Origin of the sequence: Streptomyces iranensis, assembly GCF_017874715.1 — a bacterium.
Classification (GTDB): Bacteria; Actinomycetota; Actinomycetes; order Streptomycetales; family Streptomycetaceae; genus Streptomyces; species Streptomyces iranensis.
This window is the reverse complement of the sequence record NZ_JAGGLR010000014.1, coordinates 269,915-285,606: the sequence shown is the minus strand read 5'-3', so window position 1 is coordinate 285,606 and position 15,692 is coordinate 269,915. Positions and strand designations below refer to the sequence as shown.

At 72.0% G+C, this 15,692-nt stretch carries 16 protein-coding genes; 9 read left to right on the top strand and 7 right to left on the bottom strand.

From position 1 onward, the window contains the following. The first annotated feature begins 14 nt into the window (after positions 1–14). Genes mptB through J2Z30_RS26185 form a run of 3 tightly spaced genes read left to right on the top strand, consistent with a single transcriptional unit; the run spans position 15 to position 3,748 of the window. Positions 15–1,505: a polyprenol phosphomannose-dependent alpha 1,6 mannosyltransferase MptB gene (gene mptB / locus J2Z30_RS26195; RefSeq protein WP_209468846.1), complete on the top strand. Its 1,491-nt coding sequence runs from the start codon at positions 15–17 to the stop codon at positions 1,503–1,505. Beyond that, positions 1,502–2,719, top strand: coding sequence for a glycosyltransferase 87 family protein (locus J2Z30_RS26190; protein WP_044580167.1), 1,218 nt, complete (start codon positions 1,502–1,504; stop codon positions 2,717–2,719). The genes mptB and J2Z30_RS26190 overlap by 4 nt, the downstream gene beginning before the upstream one ends. 21 nt (positions 2,720–2,740) lie before the next feature. Next, the gene (locus J2Z30_RS26185; protein WP_078957160.1) at positions 2,741–3,748 is read left to right on the top strand and encodes a lysylphosphatidylglycerol synthase transmembrane domain-containing protein; all 1,008 of its coding nucleotides are present in this window, start codon (positions 2,741–2,743) and stop codon (positions 3,746–3,748) included. Positions 3,749–3,976: 228 nt separating this feature from the next. Here J2Z30_RS26185 and J2Z30_RS26180 read toward each other — a convergent pair whose 3' ends face one another. Beyond that, positions 3,977–5,089 (bottom strand): CapA family protein, encoded by a 1,113-nt coding sequence (locus J2Z30_RS26180; protein WP_044580166.1) that lies wholly within the window; start codon positions 5,087–5,089, stop codon positions 3,977–3,979. Positions 5,090–5,174: 85 nt separating this feature from the next. Here J2Z30_RS26180 and J2Z30_RS26175 point away from each other — a divergent pair, with 85 nt between their 5' ends. Continuing rightward, entirely contained in the window at positions 5,175–5,573 is a 399-nt protein-coding gene (locus J2Z30_RS26175; RefSeq protein ID WP_044580165.1) for a TraR/DksA family transcriptional regulator, read from the top strand. Positions 5,574–5,672: 99 nt separating this feature from the next. Here the strand turns inward: J2Z30_RS26175 and J2Z30_RS26170 are convergent, their stop codons facing one another. Further along, positions 5,673–6,479 carry a SigB/SigF/SigG family RNA polymerase sigma factor gene (locus J2Z30_RS26170; RefSeq protein WP_044580164.1) on the bottom strand — a complete coding sequence of 269 codons (807 nt, stop codon included), beginning with the start codon at positions 6,477–6,479 and terminating at the stop codon, positions 5,673–5,675. A gap of 391 nt (positions 6,480–6,870) precedes the next feature. On the opposite strand from J2Z30_RS26170, the gene J2Z30_RS26165 reads away from it, so the two are divergent. Then, on the top strand, positions 6,871–8,931 hold the full coding sequence (locus J2Z30_RS26165; protein WP_044580163.1) for a phosphocholine-specific phospholipase C: 2,061 nt from the start codon (positions 6,871–6,873) through the stop codon (positions 8,929–8,931). A 120-nt stretch (positions 8,932–9,051) separates the two neighbouring features. On the opposite strand, the gene J2Z30_RS26160 is transcribed toward J2Z30_RS26165, so the two are convergent. Then, positions 9,052–9,942: a helix-turn-helix transcriptional regulator gene (locus J2Z30_RS26160; RefSeq protein ID WP_044580162.1), complete on the bottom strand. Its 891-nt coding sequence runs from the start codon at positions 9,940–9,942 to the stop codon at positions 9,052–9,054. Between the two features lie 151 nt (positions 9,943–10,093). Here J2Z30_RS26160 and J2Z30_RS26155 point away from each other — a divergent pair, with 151 nt between their 5' ends. Genes J2Z30_RS26155 through J2Z30_RS26145 form a run of 3 tightly spaced genes read left to right on the top strand, consistent with a single transcriptional unit; the run spans position 10,094 to position 12,488 of the window. After that, positions 10,094–10,687, top strand: a complete 594-nt coding sequence (locus J2Z30_RS26155) for a non-oxidative hydroxyarylic acid decarboxylases subunit B (RefSeq protein ID WP_044580161.1) — start codon at positions 10,094–10,096, stop codon at positions 10,685–10,687. Between the two features lie 31 nt (positions 10,688–10,718). Beyond that, positions 10,719–12,143 (top strand): non-oxidative hydroxyarylic acid decarboxylases subunit C, encoded by a 1,425-nt coding sequence (locus J2Z30_RS26150; RefSeq protein WP_044580160.1) that lies wholly within the window; start codon positions 10,719–10,721, stop codon positions 12,141–12,143. A gap of 42 nt (positions 12,144–12,185) precedes the next feature. Further along, positions 12,186–12,488 (top strand): non-oxidative hydroxyarylic acid decarboxylases subunit D, encoded by a 303-nt coding sequence (locus J2Z30_RS26145; protein ID WP_044580159.1) that lies wholly within the window; start codon positions 12,186–12,188, stop codon positions 12,486–12,488. Here the strand turns inward: J2Z30_RS26145 and J2Z30_RS26140 are convergent. The 4 genes from J2Z30_RS26140 to J2Z30_RS26125 form a co-directional block, all read right to left on the bottom strand. Then, positions 12,455–13,690 (bottom strand): cytochrome P450, encoded by a 1,236-nt coding sequence (locus J2Z30_RS26140; RefSeq protein ID WP_044580158.1) that lies wholly within the window; start codon positions 13,688–13,690, stop codon positions 12,455–12,457. The two genes, J2Z30_RS26145 and J2Z30_RS26140, sit on opposite strands and share 34 nt — an antisense overlap. Positions 13,691–13,731: 41 nt before the next feature. Further along, positions 13,732–13,935: a ferredoxin gene (locus J2Z30_RS26135; protein ID WP_044580157.1), complete on the bottom strand. Its 204-nt coding sequence runs from the start codon at positions 13,933–13,935 to the stop codon at positions 13,732–13,734. Beyond that, complete coding sequence (locus J2Z30_RS26130) at positions 13,932–14,549, bottom strand: TetR/AcrR family transcriptional regulator (RefSeq protein ID WP_044582473.1); 618 nt, start codon at positions 14,547–14,549, stop codon at positions 13,932–13,934. Before J2Z30_RS26130 ends, J2Z30_RS26135 begins: the two co-directional genes overlap by 4 nt. A gap of 167 nt (positions 14,550–14,716) precedes the next feature. Beyond that, positions 14,717–15,124 (bottom strand): hypothetical protein, encoded by a 408-nt coding sequence (locus tag J2Z30_RS26125; protein WP_107073437.1) that lies wholly within the window; start codon positions 15,122–15,124, stop codon positions 14,717–14,719. A gap of 66 nt (positions 15,125–15,190) precedes the next feature. Between J2Z30_RS26125 and J2Z30_RS26120 the strand changes: the two genes are divergently transcribed. After that, entirely contained in the window at positions 15,191–15,406 is a 216-nt protein-coding gene (locus J2Z30_RS26120) for a DeoR/GlpR family DNA-binding transcription regulator (RefSeq protein ID WP_044580156.1), read from the top strand. Positions 15,407–15,692: the final 286 nt, after the last annotated feature.

Genomic DNA, 15,692 nt, shown 5'->3' with positions numbered 1-15,692 from the left:
GTCAATCTCCGGCCATGCGCTCTCGCGAGGCTGGCCGGGTGCTGGTCCGTCGCCTTCTCCTGCAACGTGTCGCCGTCGCTCCTGGCCACTGCCGGCTCCTCGGGCTCGCCGGATCGGTGGCCCTGGCAGCGGGTGGGGCGACGGCCGGAGCGCTACCGGTGGGGGACGCCCTCACCCCTGACTCCGGAAGCGAGGCGCTCGGTCTGATCAGCACCTATTTCGGGCTGGTGCTGCTGATCGCGGCGTGGTGGCTGCTGGGGCGCGAGGTGCGCGGGCCGAAGCCGCCCGGCCCCCGTTCCCTGCTGATCACGCTCGCCACCTGGGCGGCTCCCCTGCTGCCCGGCCCGCCGCTGTTCAGCCGGGATGTGTACAGCTACCTCGCCCAGGGCGCGATGGTGCACGCCCGCATCGACGTCTACACCCACGGCCCCATCCGCCTCGGCGGGCCGCTGGCGGACGAGGTGGCGCCGGTGTGGCAGCACACCCCGACGCCGTACGGCCCGGTCTCGCTGGCCTTCGAATCCGCCATCGCCCACGCCTCGCGCGCAGAGCCGTCGCTCGGGGTGATCGGACTGCGGCTGATCGCGCTGCTCGGGGTGGCGCTCATGGTGCTCGCGCTCCCCGTTCTGGCCCGCCGCTGCGGCACCGACCCGAGCGCCGCCCTGTGGCTGGGCGGCCTCAACCCGCTCCTGCTGCTGCATCTGGTGGGCGGGGCGCACAATGATGCCGTGATGCTCGGGCTGCTCGGGGCCGGGCTGGTGGCCGCGACGGGCCGATGGCCGGCCTGTGGCGCGGTGCTGGTCACGCTCGCCGCCCTGGTCAAGGCCCCGGCGGCACTGGGGCTGCTGGCGGTCGCCACGCTGTGGGCGCGCCGGGTGGAGGGCCGCAGGCGCCGCGTCGGCGCCGTGGCGGCCACCGCCGCGCTCTCCCTGGCCACCACCGGAGTGGCGACGGCCGTGACCGGCACCGGCTACGGCTGGATCTCCGCGCTCACCACCCCGGCCTCACCGGACAACTGGGCGCTGACCAGCACGCTCGGCCGCGCCACCGGCACCCTGCTGGAGGCCGTCGGCAGCGGTCTGGCGCCACTGGCCGCGCCCGCGTGGCACGGTCTGGGGCTGCTGGCCACCGCCGTGGCCATCGGGGCCGCCTGGCTGCGCCCGCCCCGCCCCCGGCCGGTGTACGCGCTGGGGCTGAGCCTGATCGCGGTGGCCGTGCTGGGCCCGGCGATCCGGCCCTGGTACGTGCTGTGGGGGCTGTTCGTGATCGCCGCGGCCGGTCCGGGCGGAACGGTGCGCAGGGCGGTGGTGGCCGGGAGCGGGGTGCTCACGCTGGCCGTGCTGCCCAATGGGTTCGCGCCGGATTCGCGGCAGCTGACGTACGCCGTGTGCGGGGGTGCGCTGGCGGTGTGCGCGCTGTGGTGCGTACGGCACGCGCCGGGGTTCGCCACCGGTGACGCGCTGCCCGCCGTCCCCGGCGGCCACCGATCGGAGCGTTCGGCATGACGGGGCCCACCAGCTCACGCGGACGGCTGGTGCTGGCGCTCGCCCTCACGGTGGCTGTGGCGCTGTTCCTGGCCTTCGTCCCGCTGCACCGGCACTGGTTCGACCTCAACGTCTACTACGACGCCGTGGGCCACTGGATGCGGGACGGCCGCATCTACGACTTCACCATCCCCGGCGCGGACGGGGCGGACTACGGCTTCACCTATCCGCCCTTCGCGGCGCTGTGCATGCTGCCGATGGCCCTGTTCACCTGGCCGGCCGCGATCACCCTGAGCATGGTGCTCAACGTGGCCGCCTCGGCGACCCTGCTGGCCTGGCTGATCGGGCCGATCGTCCGGCGGCACGGCTGGAACAAGTGGTTCGCCTTCGTGGTGGCGGCCTGTCTGTTCGTCCTGCTGGAGCCGGTGCGGGACACCTTCAGCTTCGGGCAGGTCAATCTGCTGCTGCTGGTGCTGGTGCTCTTCGACGCCTGGCTGCTGTCCACGGGGCGCGGCCGGTTCGCCGGCTGCGGTATCGGGCTCGCCGCCGCCATCAAGCTCACCCCGGCGATCTTCATCGGCTATCTGCTGATCACCCGGCGGTGGCGCGCCGCCGCGACCGCCACGGCCACCGCGGCGGCCGCCACCCTGCTGGCCCTGGCGGTGGCGCCGGGGGCCTCGCGGGTCTACTGGACCGAGGCGCTGTGGGACACCGACCGGATCGGGGTGCTCTCCTACGTCTCCAACCAGTCGTGGGAAGGGGTGCTGGCCCGGCTGGTCGATCCGGTGCCGCCGAGCGGGGTGGTGTGGGCGCTCGGAGTGCTCGCCGTGCTGGCCGTCTGGGCGTACCGGGTGCGCTCCGCGGTGGCCATCGGGGACGAGCGGGCCGGCTTCGCGCTGACCGGGGTGACCGCCTGTCTGATCAGCCCCATCACCTGGGTGCACCATCTGGTGTGGCTGATTCCGGCCCTGGCGGTGCTGGTCGACAGCGGGCTGCGGCCGGACGCGCCACCGGCCCGGCGCAGGCTGCTGCTCCAGGTAGGTGCGGTGGTGTACGTGCTGCTGTGCAGCAGTGTGGTGTGGCTGTGGCGGTTCGACTCCACCGGGGTGGACGGCTTCCTCGGCAGCAACACCTATGTGTGGATCTGCCTCGGCCTGCTGATCGCGCTCCCGCTGCGCGGCGCGCGTTCCGCGACGATGCTGAGCCAAGAGCCGTATCCGGCACGTATCCCATGACCGACAGGAGTGTCCGGACCGATGCCTGAAGCGATTCCACGCCCCGCGGAGCAGCCCCTGGACCGGCCCGTGGGGCTGACCGAGCGCCGGCCCCTGCACCGGCGGCTGCCGCTGCGCCAGATCCTGTGTCTGCTGCCGCTGCTGGTCGTGGCCGGCTGGGTGGTCCAGCACCGGTCGCTGATCGGCTCCGGCGCCCGTCAGATGTTCACCGCGAATCCGTACTGGCTGCTGACGGCGGTGGCGACGACCGGGCTCGGCTGGGTGGCCGTGTCGTTCGCCCGGCAGGGCACGGTGCTGGAGCGGCTGCCGGCCAGGCGGCTGTTCGCCACCCAGTTCGCCGCGGGGGCGGCCAACCATCTGCTGCCGTCGGGGATCGGCGCCGGCGCGGTCAACATCCGGTTCATGACGGGCTGCGGGCTGCCGCCCGCCCGCTCCTCGGCTGCGCTCGCCCTGTACTTCCTGGCGGAGGCCACGGCCCGGGTGGGGTTGCTGCTGGCGCTGCTCGTGGCGTTTCCCGAGGCGCTGCGGCTGGGCCCGCTGCTCCCGGAGCCGGTGAGCGGGACGGTGGTGGCCGGGGTGGTGGCGGCGGCCGGGGTGCTGATGGCCGGGGTGGCCCTGATCCGTCCGGTGCGCCGGCTCGTGGTGACGTTCCTGCGCACCGCGCTGGCCGACGCCCGTTCGCTGCACATGCGGCCGTCCAGGGCGCTGGCGCTGTGGGGTGGTTCGCTGGCGTTTCCGCTGCTCCAGGCGACGGGGCTGGTGGCGGTCGCGCTGGCGCTGGAGCTCGAGGTGCGGCCGGCGCATGTGATGCTCGCGTATCTGGCCGCCACGGCGGTGGCCGCCGTCGTCCCCGCCCCCGGTGGTATCGGCTCGGTGGACGCGGCGCTGGTCATCGCGCTGGTGGCGGCGGGGGCGCCGGTCGAGTCGGCCACGTCCACGGTGCTGGCGTACCGCTTCATCACGGTGTGGCTGCCACTGCTCCCCGGGGCACTGGTACTGGGCGGGCTGGTGCGCTGGAAGATCGTCTGACCCGGCGGGGTCAGAGCCTGTGTCATATCCCCGGCCGGATCAGCGTGCGGCGTCAGGGGGCACCTCCCAGCGGTAGCTGGGGGAGCGTGCGATCGCAAGGCGCCGGAGCGCCCTCGTGGCGGAGCCACATGGGCGTTTCGGCAACGCGGCGAGAGGGGGCACCTCCCAGCGGTAGCTGGGGGAGCGTGCCAGACGCCGCACGCCCGGCCGGGGATATGACACAGGCTCTCAGGGCCGGCGCAGGGTGAGGACGTCGTCGGGCCGGACGTCGATGTGCGAGCCGAGGAAGGCCCCGACCCGGTCGAGGGTTCCGCCCAGCCATGCGGCGTCGTCGTGGCCGGTGCGCTCCAGCCGCATCCGCCGTGACCGCAGGGGCACCATGCGCAGGCTGACCAGGCGGCCGGTGTCCGGGTCGAGCTCGGGGAAGTAGAGCAGCCGCAGATCGTCGCGGTACCGCTCATAGCCGCCGATGCCCTCGTAGTCGTCGACCATGTCGCCACAGCCGTAGAGGACCAGCTTGCCGCGGTACACCTCGAGGGGGCGGGGGTGATGGGAGGAGTGGCCGTGGACGAGGTCCACACCGCCGTCGATCAGGGCGTGGGCGAAGTGGATCTGGTCCGGTGAGACGCCGTACCCCCAGTTGCCGCCCCAGTGGACCGAGGCGACGGCGAGGTCGCCGGGGCGCTTGAGCTGCCGTACGCGGACGGTGATCGCGTACGCGCGGGCGTCGGACAGCTCGGGCAGGAAGTCGACCCCGGGCCGGTTGTCGGCCGCGGCCCACCGATCCGGGATGCCGCTGGAGGCCGCGCCGAACGAGAAGACCAGCACCCGGCGGTGGTCCCCGGCGGGAACGACGGCGGGGCGCCGCGCGGCGGCCGCGTCACGGCCCGCTCCGGCCACCCGGAGCCCGGCGGCGGCCAGGGAGTCGAGCGTCTCGTCGAGCCCGCGCCGGCCGCCGTCGAGCACATGGTTGTTGGCCAGGACGCAGACATCGGGCCGGACCGCGGCCAGACAGGGGAGGTTGTCCGGGCTCATCCGGTAGTGGACGTCCTTCCCCGGGGCGAACTCATCACTGCGGGTGACGCTCGTCTCCAGGTTGAGCACCCGTACCTCGGGCGCCTCCTCGTCCAGCACCGCCAGGGCGTCGCCCCAGGGCCAGGAGAAGTCCACCGGGCACGGAATCGGGCCGTTGGCCTCCTCGGCCAGCTCCACATAGGCCCGGGAGTCGTGGATGTAGGGCTCGTGGAGCTCCGGATCGCCCGGATGCGGCAGGATCTGGTCGACACCGCGGGCGAGCATCACATCGCCGCAGAGGAACAGCGTCACCGCCGTGTCGTGCATATCTCAACGATAGGCGTGCGTCGCCATGAGTGACCGTGGCCGGGGTGGGGACCCGGAGGGGCGGACGCACAGGGAGGTGCGGCGGATGAACAGAGCGGAGACGGGTGAGAGCCCGCTGCGGCCCGGGGACCTGGAGGAGGCCGCGGTCCGGCTGTCGGAGCAGGCGGACCGGCTGCGGTCGCGGCTCGCCCGGAACGAGGAGACCGCGTCGGCGCTGCGCGCGGACTGCGATCTCGACGCCGCGGACACCGGGGCCAAGGCCGTGACGCTCAGGGAGCTGCACTCGCGAGCGGAGACGGACGCGGCCCTGCTGGAGCGGACCGTCGCGGCGCTGGACCGGCTGCGCGGCGGATCCTTCGGGATCTGCACGCGGTGCGGCCGGCCTCAGGGCCGGGAGCGGGCGCTGGCCCTGCCCCACGCGGAGCTGTGCGTCGTATGCGCCGAGGAGCGGGCCGGGGAGCGGGGAGCGGGGCCGGGCGGCTGATCGGGCGGCTGATGAGACGCGCCCCGCTCACGGCGTCCGGGCACGCGGCCGTGGCCGCCGGGGGCGTGGGCGTCACACGGGCCGCCGGGGGCGTGGGCGTCACGCGGCACGGGCGCCGACCTCCTGGCCCAGGCGGGCGCAGGTGCGGTTGATGAGCCGGGAGACATGCATCTGGGAGATGCCGAGCCGATCGGCGATCCGGCTCTGGGTCTCGTCGCAGAAGAATCGCAGATAGAGGATCTCCCGCTCGCGCTCGGGAAGCCTGCGCAGGCACGGCTTGAGGGATTCGCGCTGGACCACCCGCTCGTAGGAGGTCTCGGTGGCGCCGAGGGTGTCCACCAGTGCGTAGCCGTCGTCGGCGCCACGCAGTGCGGCGTCCAGCGACAGCGTGCGGAAGCTGTCGATCGCCTCCATGCCGACGAGGACGTCCTCCTCGGTCATGCCGGTGTGCCGGGCGATGTCCTTGACGCTGGGTGAACGGTCGTCCGGTGAGCGGGTCAGCTCCTGGATGGCGGTGCGGACCCGGTTGCGCAGCTCCTGGACCCGGCGCGGGACGTGCAGGCCCCACATGTGGTCGCGGAAGTGCCGCTTGACCTCCCCGACCACGGTCGGGACGGCGTAGCTCTCGAAGGCCGAACCCCGGTCCGGCTCATAGCGCTTGACCGCCTTGACCAGGCCGACCATGGCCACCTGCCGCAGATCCTCGGAGCTTTCACCGCGGTTGCGGAACTGTGAGGCGATGCGCTCGGCCATCGGCATCCAGGCCCGGACGACATCCTGCCGCAGGGCCTCCCTCTCCTGACCGTCCGGCAGGTCGGCGATCCGGCGGAAGTCGGCGGAGGTGTCGGGGGCGTCGTCGTGTGCGTGCTTGGGGTGTGTTCGGGGGTGTGCTCGTACGGACGTCATGGGCGGTCTCCCTTGGGCTGTCGTCGGTGTCACCACAGGCTCTGGCAATCCGGACAACTCGGGCGACCGTGGACACGCCGTTCGCAGCCGGGCTGCTCCCATGGCGTGCCTCCGGTCCGAAGCACACTGTTCGCGTGCCCTTCCTCGGCATGGCGAAACGGAGTTCGTCTCCATGGATGCCGGTTCATCCGGTGCGTCGTACGTCACATCGGTCCGGTTCATGGCCGTATGGGCATGCGGGAGGGCCCGCGGCAAGGATTCGGCCCACGACCAAGATTTACGGAGGCTTTCCCGCCGTTTCGCCCCAGTGCCGTTGTCCGTACCGTCTTGGCGGAAGAGACTGCACCGGTTCCCCCGCTTCCCTTCGAACGCCACAGGAGACCGGAGCGTCATGACCTCCATAGACCGTCGAAGATTCATGCAACTCGCCGGTACCGGCACGGCGATGTCCCTGCTCTCCGCCAGCATCGCGCGCGCCGCGGAGATTCCGGCGAACCGCCGGACCGGAAGCCTGCGGGACATCGAGCACATCGTCGTACTGATGCAGGAGAACCGTTCCTTCGACCACTACTTCGGCACCCTGCGCGGGGTACGGGGATTCGGCGATCCGCGGCCGGTGCGGCTGCCGGGCGGCAAGCCGGTGTGGCACCAGTCCGACGGCTCCAAGGAGGTCCTGCCGTTCCGTCCCGAGGTGAACGACCTCGGACTGCAGTTCCTCCAGGATCTGCCGCACGGCTGGGGCGACGGCCATGTGGCGTTCAACGACGGCGCGTACGACAAGTGGGTCCCGTCGAAGTCGGCCACCACCATGGCGTATCTGACCCGCGAGGACATTCCGTTCCACTACGCGCTGGCCGACGCCTTCACCATCTGCGACGCCTACCACTGCTCGCTCATCGGCTCCACGGACCCCAACCGCTACTACCTGTGGTCCGGTTACACCGGGAATGACGGCAAGGGCGGCGGCCCGGTGCTGGACAACGCGGAGGCCGGCTACGGCTGGACCACCTACCCCGAGCGCCTGGAGCAGGCCGGGGTCTCCTGGAAGATCTACCAGGACATCGGCGACGGGCTCGACGCCGAGGGCGGCTGGGGCTGGATCGACGACGCCTACCGCGGCAACTACGGCGACAACTCGCTGCTGTACTTCAACCAGTACCGCGACGCCAAGCCCGGCGACCCGCTGTACGACAAGGCCCGCACCGGTACCGACGCCAGATACGGCGACGGCTTCTTCGACGTCCTGCGCGCCGATGTGCAGGCCGGGAAGCTGCCGCAGATCTCCTGGATCGCGGCCCCCGAAGCCTTCACCGAGCACCCCAACTGGCCCGCCAACTACGGTGCCTGGTACGTCGCCCAGGTGCTGGACGCGCTCACCTCCGACCCCGAGGTGTGGAGCAGGACCGCGCTGCTCATCACCTACGACGAGAACGACGGCTTCTTCGACCACGTGGTGCCGCCGTACGCGCCCGCCGCCGAGCGGGGCGCCTCCACCGTGGACACCACCGGGGAGCTGTACCCCGGCTCCTCCGCGCAGCCCGCGGGCCCGTACGGGCTGGGGCAGCGGGTGCCGATGCTGGTGGTGTCGCCGTGGAGCAAGGGCGGCTGGGTGTGCTCGCAGACACTGGACCACACCTCGGTCATCCGGCTCATGGAACGGCGCTTCGGCGTCGAGGAGCCGAACATCTCGCCGTGGCGGCGGGCGGTGTGCGGCGACCTGACCGAGGCCTTCGACTTCTCCCGGACCGATGTGAAGGTCCCGGCCCTGCCGGACACCAGCGGCTACCGGCCCAAGGACAACGAGCGGCACCCGGACTACGTACCGGCGCTCCCGGCGAATCCCTCGCTGCCCCGGCAGGAGTCCGGGCTGCGCCCTGCCAGGCCGCTGCCGTACGACCTGTCGGCCGATGCCACGACCGGCGCCGACGGCGGTCTGCGGGTCGACTTCGTCCACCACGGCACGGGCACCGCCGCGCACTTCCACGTGACCTCCGCGAGCCATGAGGGCGGGCCGTGGGGCTACACCGTCGAGGCGGGCAAGCGGCTGTCCGGCAACTGGCAGCGCTCCTCGGCGGACAACGGCGCCTATGACCTCCAGGTGCACGGTCCGGCCGGTTTCCTGCGCCACTCCACCGGCCACGCCACCGGCGAAGGCCCCGAGGTGAGCGCCCGTCACGACCGGGCGACCGGGGAGGTCGAGCTGACCCTCGTCAACCAGGGCAACGCGACGGTGCGGCTCACCGTCACGGACGGCTACCACCAGGAGAAGCCGGTGGACTACCGGCTCCTGCCGGGCGCGCGGGTGGCGCACACCGCACGGACCGGGCGCAGCCACCAGTGGTACGACCTGTCGGTGGTCTCCGACCACGACAGCGGCTATCTGCGCCGGCTGGCCGGGCATGTGGAGACCGGCCGAGCGGGGATGAGCGACCCCGCGCTCTCGGCGGACTGAGCCTCCGCCACCGGCCCCTCGTCACGCGCCCGTCCGGCTCCCCGCCGGGCGGGCGCGCGGCGTTTCTCCCCATCACATGTGGCGCTCGGGCCGTCAACATCACATATGGCGCTCGGGCCGTCAGCGCCGCGCGCCCGAGGCGCGGATGCGGAACCCGGCCGGGGTCTCGCCCGAGCGCCGCCGGAAGAACTTGGTGAAGATGGTGGCGTCCGGGAAGCCCAGCCGCTCGCCGATGGCCGTGGCGGACAGATCGGTGTGCACCAGCAGCCGCTTGGCCTCGAGCAGCACCCGGTCGTCGATGAACCGCTTGGCGCCGCATCCCACGGTGGCGTGGGTGGCCCGGGTCAGCGTGCGGACGCTGTAGCCCAGCCGGTCCGCGTAGTCCTCCACCCGGTGGGTGCGGGCGTAGTCGCGCTCCACGGCCTGCTGGAAGCGGCGGAACGCCTCGCTGCCCGCCGTGTCCCCGCTCTGGGCGCCGGGCAGATGAGCCAGCCGCAGCACGAGGACGGCGACGAGGTGGCGCACCACCTCGACATGCGCCTCCAGCGGCCCGGACACCGTCCGGTACGCGCGCTCCAGCAGGTCCAGGACGCCACGGACGGCCTCGGCGTCGGCGCCCTCGGGCATCATCAGCGGGGACCGGGGCGCGGGCCGGTCCAGCCGGGCGACCGCGGCGGTGGCGGCGCCGAGATAGCCGGACGGGAAGAGCACGGCGGTGCCGTCCGCCGCGCCGAGGGCGGACCGGAACTGGTGGATCTGTCCGGGGCGCACCCACATCCAGCCGCCCTCGGTCAGCTCGTGCTCGGTGAAGTCCACCGAGCAGCGCAGCGTCCCGGAGCGCACGGTGATCAGCTGGTGGAAGGCGAGCCGCATCGGGGCGTGGACATCGAGGCCATGGCTCCGGGCGCGGGCGGCGAGTCCGGGGAAGTCCAGGACGGCCGCTCCCGGCGGGGCTCCCACGGAGGGCCGGAACGGAACCTCGGTGACATCACGGTGTCCGTTTCTGTCCATAGCGCGTCTTCAGTGTACGGCTGGTGTGTCCTGGTCCGCATCTAGCGTGGAGTGCGTTGTGGTGAACGGGTGACCGAAAGAGTCCCCGCGGTCACCGCTTCCCCTTTCGCCGAGAGCATTCCATCCGAAGCAGCCGAGGGAGCGCGCCGCCGTGCGATTGATCGTGGGCATGACAGGAGCAACGGGTGCCGTGTTCGGCGTCCGGCTGCTGGAGACGCTGGCCGAACTGCCCGAGGTGGAGACCCATCTGGTGCTCAGCCGCTGGGCACGCACCACGATCGAGCTGGAGACCGGCCGATCCGCCCGCGAGGTGGCCGGGCTCGCCGATGTGACCCACTCCCCCGAGGACCAGGGCGCCACCATCTCCTCCGGCTCCTTCCGCACCGACGGCATGATCATCGCGCCGTGCTCGATGAAGACCCTCGCCGGGATCCGCGCCGGCTACGCGGACGGGCTGGTGGGCCGCGCCGCGGACGTGGTCCTCAAGGAGCGGCGCCGGCTCGTCCTCGTACCGAGGGAGACCCCGCTCAGCGAGATCCACCTCGAGAACATGCTGGCGCTCTCCCGGATGGGCGTGCGGATGGTCCCGCCCATGCCCGCCTTCTACAACCACCCCCGGTCGGTGGACGACATCGTCGACCACCTCACGGCCCGCCTCCTCGACCAGTTCGACCTGCCCGCGCCCGCCGCCAAGCGGTGGGAAGGCATGCGCGCGGCCCGCGGCCCGAAGCCCACCGCCGCCTGATTCCCCCACCCCTCACCCCCTTGGAGTTCCCATGGCCCACGACGACTTCCGCGGCTTCCTCGACACCCTCCGGAAGGAGGGTCAGCTGCTGCACATCGACGACGAGGTGATGCCCGAGCCGGACATCGCCGCCGCCGCGAACGCCGCCCCGCGCCTGGGCGGCCACGCCCCCGCCCTGTACTTCGACCGCGTCAAGGGCTTCACCGACGCGCGGATCGCGCTCAATGTGCACGGCTCCTGGGCCAATCACGCGCTCGCGCTCGGCCTGCCCAAGGAAACCGGCACCAAGGAGCAGGTGGAGGAGTTCATCCGCCGCTGGGACACCTTCCCGGTCGCTCCCGAGTGGCGCGAGAACCCGGTGTGGGCCGAGAACACCCTGGAGGGCGAGGACGCCGATATCTTCCGGGTGCTTCCGCTGATCCGGCTCAACGACGGCGACGGCGGCTTCTACATCGACAAGGCGGCCGTGATCTCCAAGGACCCCGCCGACCCCGAGCACAGCGGCAAGCAGAACGTCGGCATCTACCGCATCGAGGTCAAGGGCAGGCGCACGCTCGCCATCCAGCCGGTGCCGATGCATGACATCGCCCAGCATCTGCACGCCGCCGAGGAGCGGGGCGAGGATCTGCCCGTGGCCATCGCGCTCGGCAATGAGCCGGTGATCTCCATCGTGGCCTCCACCCCGATGGAGTACGAGCAGAACGAGTACGAGCTGGCCGGTGCCCTGCGCGGCGCCCCCGCCCCGGTCTCCCGGGCCCCGCTCACCGGGCTGCCGGTGCCGTGGGGCAGCGAGGTGGTCATCGAGGGCGTCGTCGAGGGCCGCAAGCGGGAGATCGAGGGGCCGTTCGGCGAGTTCACCGGCCACTACTCCGGCGGCCGGAACATGCCGGTCATCCGCATCGACCGGATCTCCTACCGCACGGCCCCCATCTTCGAGCACCTCTACCTCGGCATGCCGTGGACCGAGGTGGACTATCTGATCGCCGCCAACACCTGTGTACCGCTGTACAAGCAGCTGCGCCGCGACTTCCCCGAGGTCCAGGCGGTCAACGCGATGTACACCCACGGGCTGGTGGTCATCGTGTCCACCAAGAAGCGCTACGGCGGCTTCGCCAAGGCCGTCGGCATGCGGGTGCTGACCACACCGCACGGCCTCGGCTACGCCGCCACCGTGATCGTGGTGGACGAGGACGTCGACCCGTTCGACCTCCCCCAGGTGATGTGGGCGCTGTCCACGAAGATGAACCCGGCGGGCGATCTGGTACGGATCCCCAATCTGTCGGTGCTGGAGCTGGCCCCGCAGGCCATCACGCCCGGTATCACCGACAAGCTCGTCATCGACGCCACCACTCCCGTCGCCCCCGACAACCGCGGCAACTACGGCACTCAGGTGCGCGATCTGCCCGAGACTGCCGAGTGGCTGGCCCGGCTGCGGCAGCTCACCGCCGCCCGCTGAGCACACCACACCGCCCGACCCCACCTCATGGAAGGACTTCGGATGTCCGACACCACTCCCCCGCGCCCGGCCTCCCTGTGCCCGCGCTGTGCCCACGAGACGATCGAGCACATCACCGGCTCCCCCGTCCCCGGCGTCTGGGAGGTGCTCCAGTGCGCACGGTGCCTGTACATGTGGCGCACCAGCGAGCCCGCACGGCGCACCCGGCGCGACGCCTACCCCGAGGAGTTCATGCTGACGCCCGGGGACATCGGCGCCGCGCCGGAGGTCCCGGCCGTTCCACCGCTGCTCAAGGCCCGAGGCCGGAACGGCTACCAGGTGACGGGGAGTTCGTACACTCCGTAGATCACCGCGTCGTACTTGAACGGGATGTCCGCCACGTCTGCCGCCATCCGCAGGGTGGGGACGCGGCGGAACAGGGTGGGGTAGACCACCTGGAGCTCCATCCGGGCCAGCGGCTGGCCGAGACAGTGGTGGGTGCCCACGCCGAACGCCTGGTGGTGGCGGGCGTCCCGGCCGATGTCCAACCGGTCCGGGTCCGGGAAGACGGCCGGGTCCCGGTTGGCGAGTTCGCCGAGGAGGATCACCCCCTCACCGGCCCGGATGGTCCGGCCGGCGATCTCGATGTCCTCCAGTGCCGTCCGGCGGCGTCCGAGGTGGACGACGCTGAGGTAGCGCAGGAGTTCCTCCACCGCGGAGACGATCACCTTGGGGTCGTCGGCCTCGCGGACGCGAGCGAGCTGTTCGGGGTGCTGGAGCAGCAGCAGCGTCCCCATGGTGATCATGTTGGCCGTGGTCTCGTGGCCGCCGAGGAGCAGCAGCACACCCATCGCGGCGGCCTCACGGCGGGTCAGCTCGCCCGCCGTGATCTGCTGGGCGAGCCCGGAGAGCAGATCGTCACCGGGCCGGGCGAGCTTCTCCCCCACCAACTGGTCCAGATACCCGTACAGATTGGTGTGCGCGGCGGCCCGCTCCTCGGGCGTGGCCACGGCGGAGACGAGAACCTTGCTGTTGGTCTGGAAGAACTCATGGTCCTCGTACGGGACGCCCAGCAGCTCGGAGATGACCAGCGACGGAAGCGGCAGCGCCAGCGCCTGGACCAGATCGGCCGGTTTGGGCCCGGCCAGCATCCGGGTGATGAAGTCGTCCACCATCTCCTGCACGACCGGGCGCATCGCCTCCACCCGCTTGATGGTGAAGGCACCGCTGACCATGCGGCGCAGCCGGGCGTGCTCCGGATCGTCCATGCCGACGAAGCTCAGGTCGGTGGACGGCCGTTCGCCGCCCGTGTGGGGAACGGGGCTCGGGAAGCCGGGGTGGGAGAAGTCGGCGCTGAGCCGGGGGTCGGAGAGCAGGGTCCTCTGCTCGGCGTGGCCGGTCACCGCCCAGGGGGTGCTGTCGTTCCAGGACCGGACCCGGGTCAGCGGGCCCCAGCTCGCCAGCCCGCGCAGCTCCGGGGACGGGTCGAAGGGGCAGACCGCGGCGCGCGGCTGGGGGAAGGCGGGGATCTCGGCCGACGCGTCGTCGGCCACGGGCGAGGTGGTCATGGTCTTCCTCCGAGGGTCGGTCGGCGGTGGGGCCCCGTTGATCAGTCCGGAGACTCGCTCAGCTGGATCGCGGTGGCCGGGCAGACGCTCGCGGCCTCCCGGACGGCCGTGTGATGCCCCTCGGCGGGCTCGGCGTCGAGCAGCACGACGATGCCGTCCTCCTCTCGCTGGTCGAACGCCTCGGGCGCGATGAGCACACACTGGCCCGCGCCGCAGCACCTCTCCTCGTCGACGGTGATCTTCATGTCCGGGCCTCCTCGGCTGGGGAACGGCGGGTGACGGGGGCGAGGAGCAGACCGGTGATGGCGTCGGTGAGCGCGCCGGCCGTGTCGTCCCAGGACGGCTGGCGCGTACTGGTCCCCTCGGCGAGGGCGCGCTCCCGTTCGGCACAGGTGTGGGTGATCAACTGGCGGGCCATGTCGCCGCGTTCGGCCCGCACCTCGGCGGGCAGCGCGTCCAGGCAGCCGCCCAGGCCGTAGAGGGTCTCCCGCAGCGGCTCCCGGGTGAGGGCCTCGTCGGTGACGATCGCCCGCAGCACGGGGTCGGTCATCACCTGGACGGCGAACCGGGCGTACCAGGAAGGGACGCCCAGGGTGGCCAGATGCTCGGTGGCGGGGCACACCAGGCAGGCGACCCAGCCCCGGACCTCCTCGCTGCCGCGGGTCTCCTCCACCAGCCGCTGTCGGATCTCCTCGATCGCCTCGGAGTGTTTGCGCATGATGGCGTGCACCAGATCCGCCCTGGTGCCGAAGTGATAGCCGACCGCGGCGACATTGCCCTGTCCGGCCGCCTCGCTGATCTGCCGGTTCGACACCGCGACCAGGCCGTGCTCGGCGTAGAGCCGCTCCGCCGCGGCCATGATGGCCTCGCGGGTCCCGGCGGAGCGGACGGTGCGTGCGTCGGTCACCGTGGCCTCCGGTCTCCGTGGTTCCTGTGAGCTGTCGCGGCCACTCTAAAACGCGTGAATTAAATAAAGCAACTGATTGACGGACCCGCCGGGAGGCCGGGTCCTTGGGAGAACGGCGATCAGCCCGCCGGGCCGGGCGCGGGCGGGCCGGGCGCGGGCGGGCGGCAGCGCAGGGCGCTCACCGGCCCGGACAGCTCGGTGTGCCCCGCGGCGTACGGAATCAGCACGGTCTGCCCAGCGCTCACGGGCAGCGGGCGTCCCCGCTCATGGCCGAGCGTCCCGGCGCCGTCGAGGACCACCAGTACCGAGAACCCCGGGTCCAGCGCGGCCGTCGGCTCGCCCCGGCACAGCTCGGCCCGGAAGGAGCTCCCGGCCTCCGGTGGCAGCACACTGGCACCGGAGGCCACGCCCGCGCCGGGTCCGCGCAGCCGGGCGAGCGCGGCGGCGTCCACACCCGCGCGGTCCACGGCGGCCGGCGCGCGGCTCGAACCCATGCGGATGTCGGCGCCCGGGGCCGCGTCCACCACGAACCACGCCTCGGTCTTGCCGTGGGGCGCTGCCCAGATGGGCCCGTACGAAGCCGGGTGCCGGGGATGGTCCCGGTTCAGGCCCTGCGCGATCTGTTCGTCCTCGGCGGCGGCTGCCGGACCACCGCGCTGGTCACCATCGGCCCGATCCGCTTCCCCGACACCTCCGGGGTGAGCGCGGACACCGCCCTCATCGCGGTGGGCGGGGTCAGCGCCTCGGGGCTTTCGGTGTCCAACATCCCGGAGGCCCAGATGATCCAGGAGATGATGGACGGGCGATGAGCCGGCCCGCGCCCTGGTACGGGCCGGCGTCACGCTCGCCGGCCCGTACCTGCCCGAGGACGGCTGACTGTTGGACCGGGTCCGGCGGGACGGCCACGCCCTCAACCGCAACCAGCACCTGCCCGTTCGACGAGCGGACGCGCCATTGTCAATAAGTCGACTTACAGAAGCAGACATCGGATCTGTCTCCTAGAATCTCCGCAATCCTGACCTTGAATTCGCCTCCATCCGTTGACCTCATCCGATGTTTCTCCTAGGTTTCGGTCGACCCTGAACACTGGAGGCG

Bases quoted from the DNA above. Each gene is read 5' to 3' on its own strand.
- J2Z30_RS26120 (WP_044580156.1), top strand. From the start codon at position 15,191: ATGGTCCCGGTTCAGGCCCTGCGCGATCTGTTCGTCCTCGGCGGCGGC.
- J2Z30_RS26165 (WP_044580163.1), top strand. From the start codon at position 6,871: ATGACCTCCATAGACCGTCGAAGATTCATGCAACTCGCCGGTACCGGC.
- J2Z30_RS26185 (WP_078957160.1), top strand. From the start codon at position 2,741: ATGCCTGAAGCGATTCCACGCCCCGCGGAGCAGCCCCTGGACCGGCCC.
- J2Z30_RS26150 (WP_044580160.1), top strand. From the start codon at position 10,719: ATGGCCCACGACGACTTCCGCGGCTTCCTCGACACCCTCCGGAAGGAG.
- J2Z30_RS26190 (WP_044580167.1), top strand. From the start codon at position 1,502: ATGACGGGGCCCACCAGCTCACGCGGACGGCTGGTGCTGGCGCTCGCC.
- J2Z30_RS26160 (WP_044580162.1), bottom strand. From the start codon at position 9,942: ATGGACAGAAACGGACACCGTGATGTCACCGAGGTTCCGTTCCGGCCC.
- J2Z30_RS26180 (WP_044580166.1), bottom strand. From the start codon at position 5,089: ATGCACGACACGGCGGTGACGCTGTTCCTCTGCGGCGATGTGATGCTC.
- J2Z30_RS26175 (WP_044580165.1), top strand. From the start codon at position 5,175: ATGAACAGAGCGGAGACGGGTGAGAGCCCGCTGCGGCCCGGGGACCTG.
- J2Z30_RS26130 (WP_044582473.1), bottom strand. From the start codon at position 14,549: ATGGCCGCGGCGGAGCGGCTCTACGCCGAGCACGGCCTGGTCGCGGTG.
- J2Z30_RS26170 (WP_044580164.1), bottom strand. From the start codon at position 6,479: ATGACGTCCGTACGAGCACACCCCCGAACACACCCCAAGCACGCACAC.
- J2Z30_RS26135 (WP_044580157.1), bottom strand. From the start codon at position 13,935: ATGAAGATCACCGTCGACGAGGAGAGGTGCTGCGGCGCGGGCCAGTGT.
- mptB (WP_209468846.1), top strand. From the start codon at position 15: ATGCGCTCTCGCGAGGCTGGCCGGGTGCTGGTCCGTCGCCTTCTCCTG.
- J2Z30_RS26145 (WP_044580159.1), top strand. From the start codon at position 12,186: ATGTCCGACACCACTCCCCCGCGCCCGGCCTCCCTGTGCCCGCGCTGT.
- J2Z30_RS26140 (WP_044580158.1), bottom strand. From the start codon at position 13,690: ATGACCACCTCGCCCGTGGCCGACGACGCGTCGGCCGAGATCCCCGCC.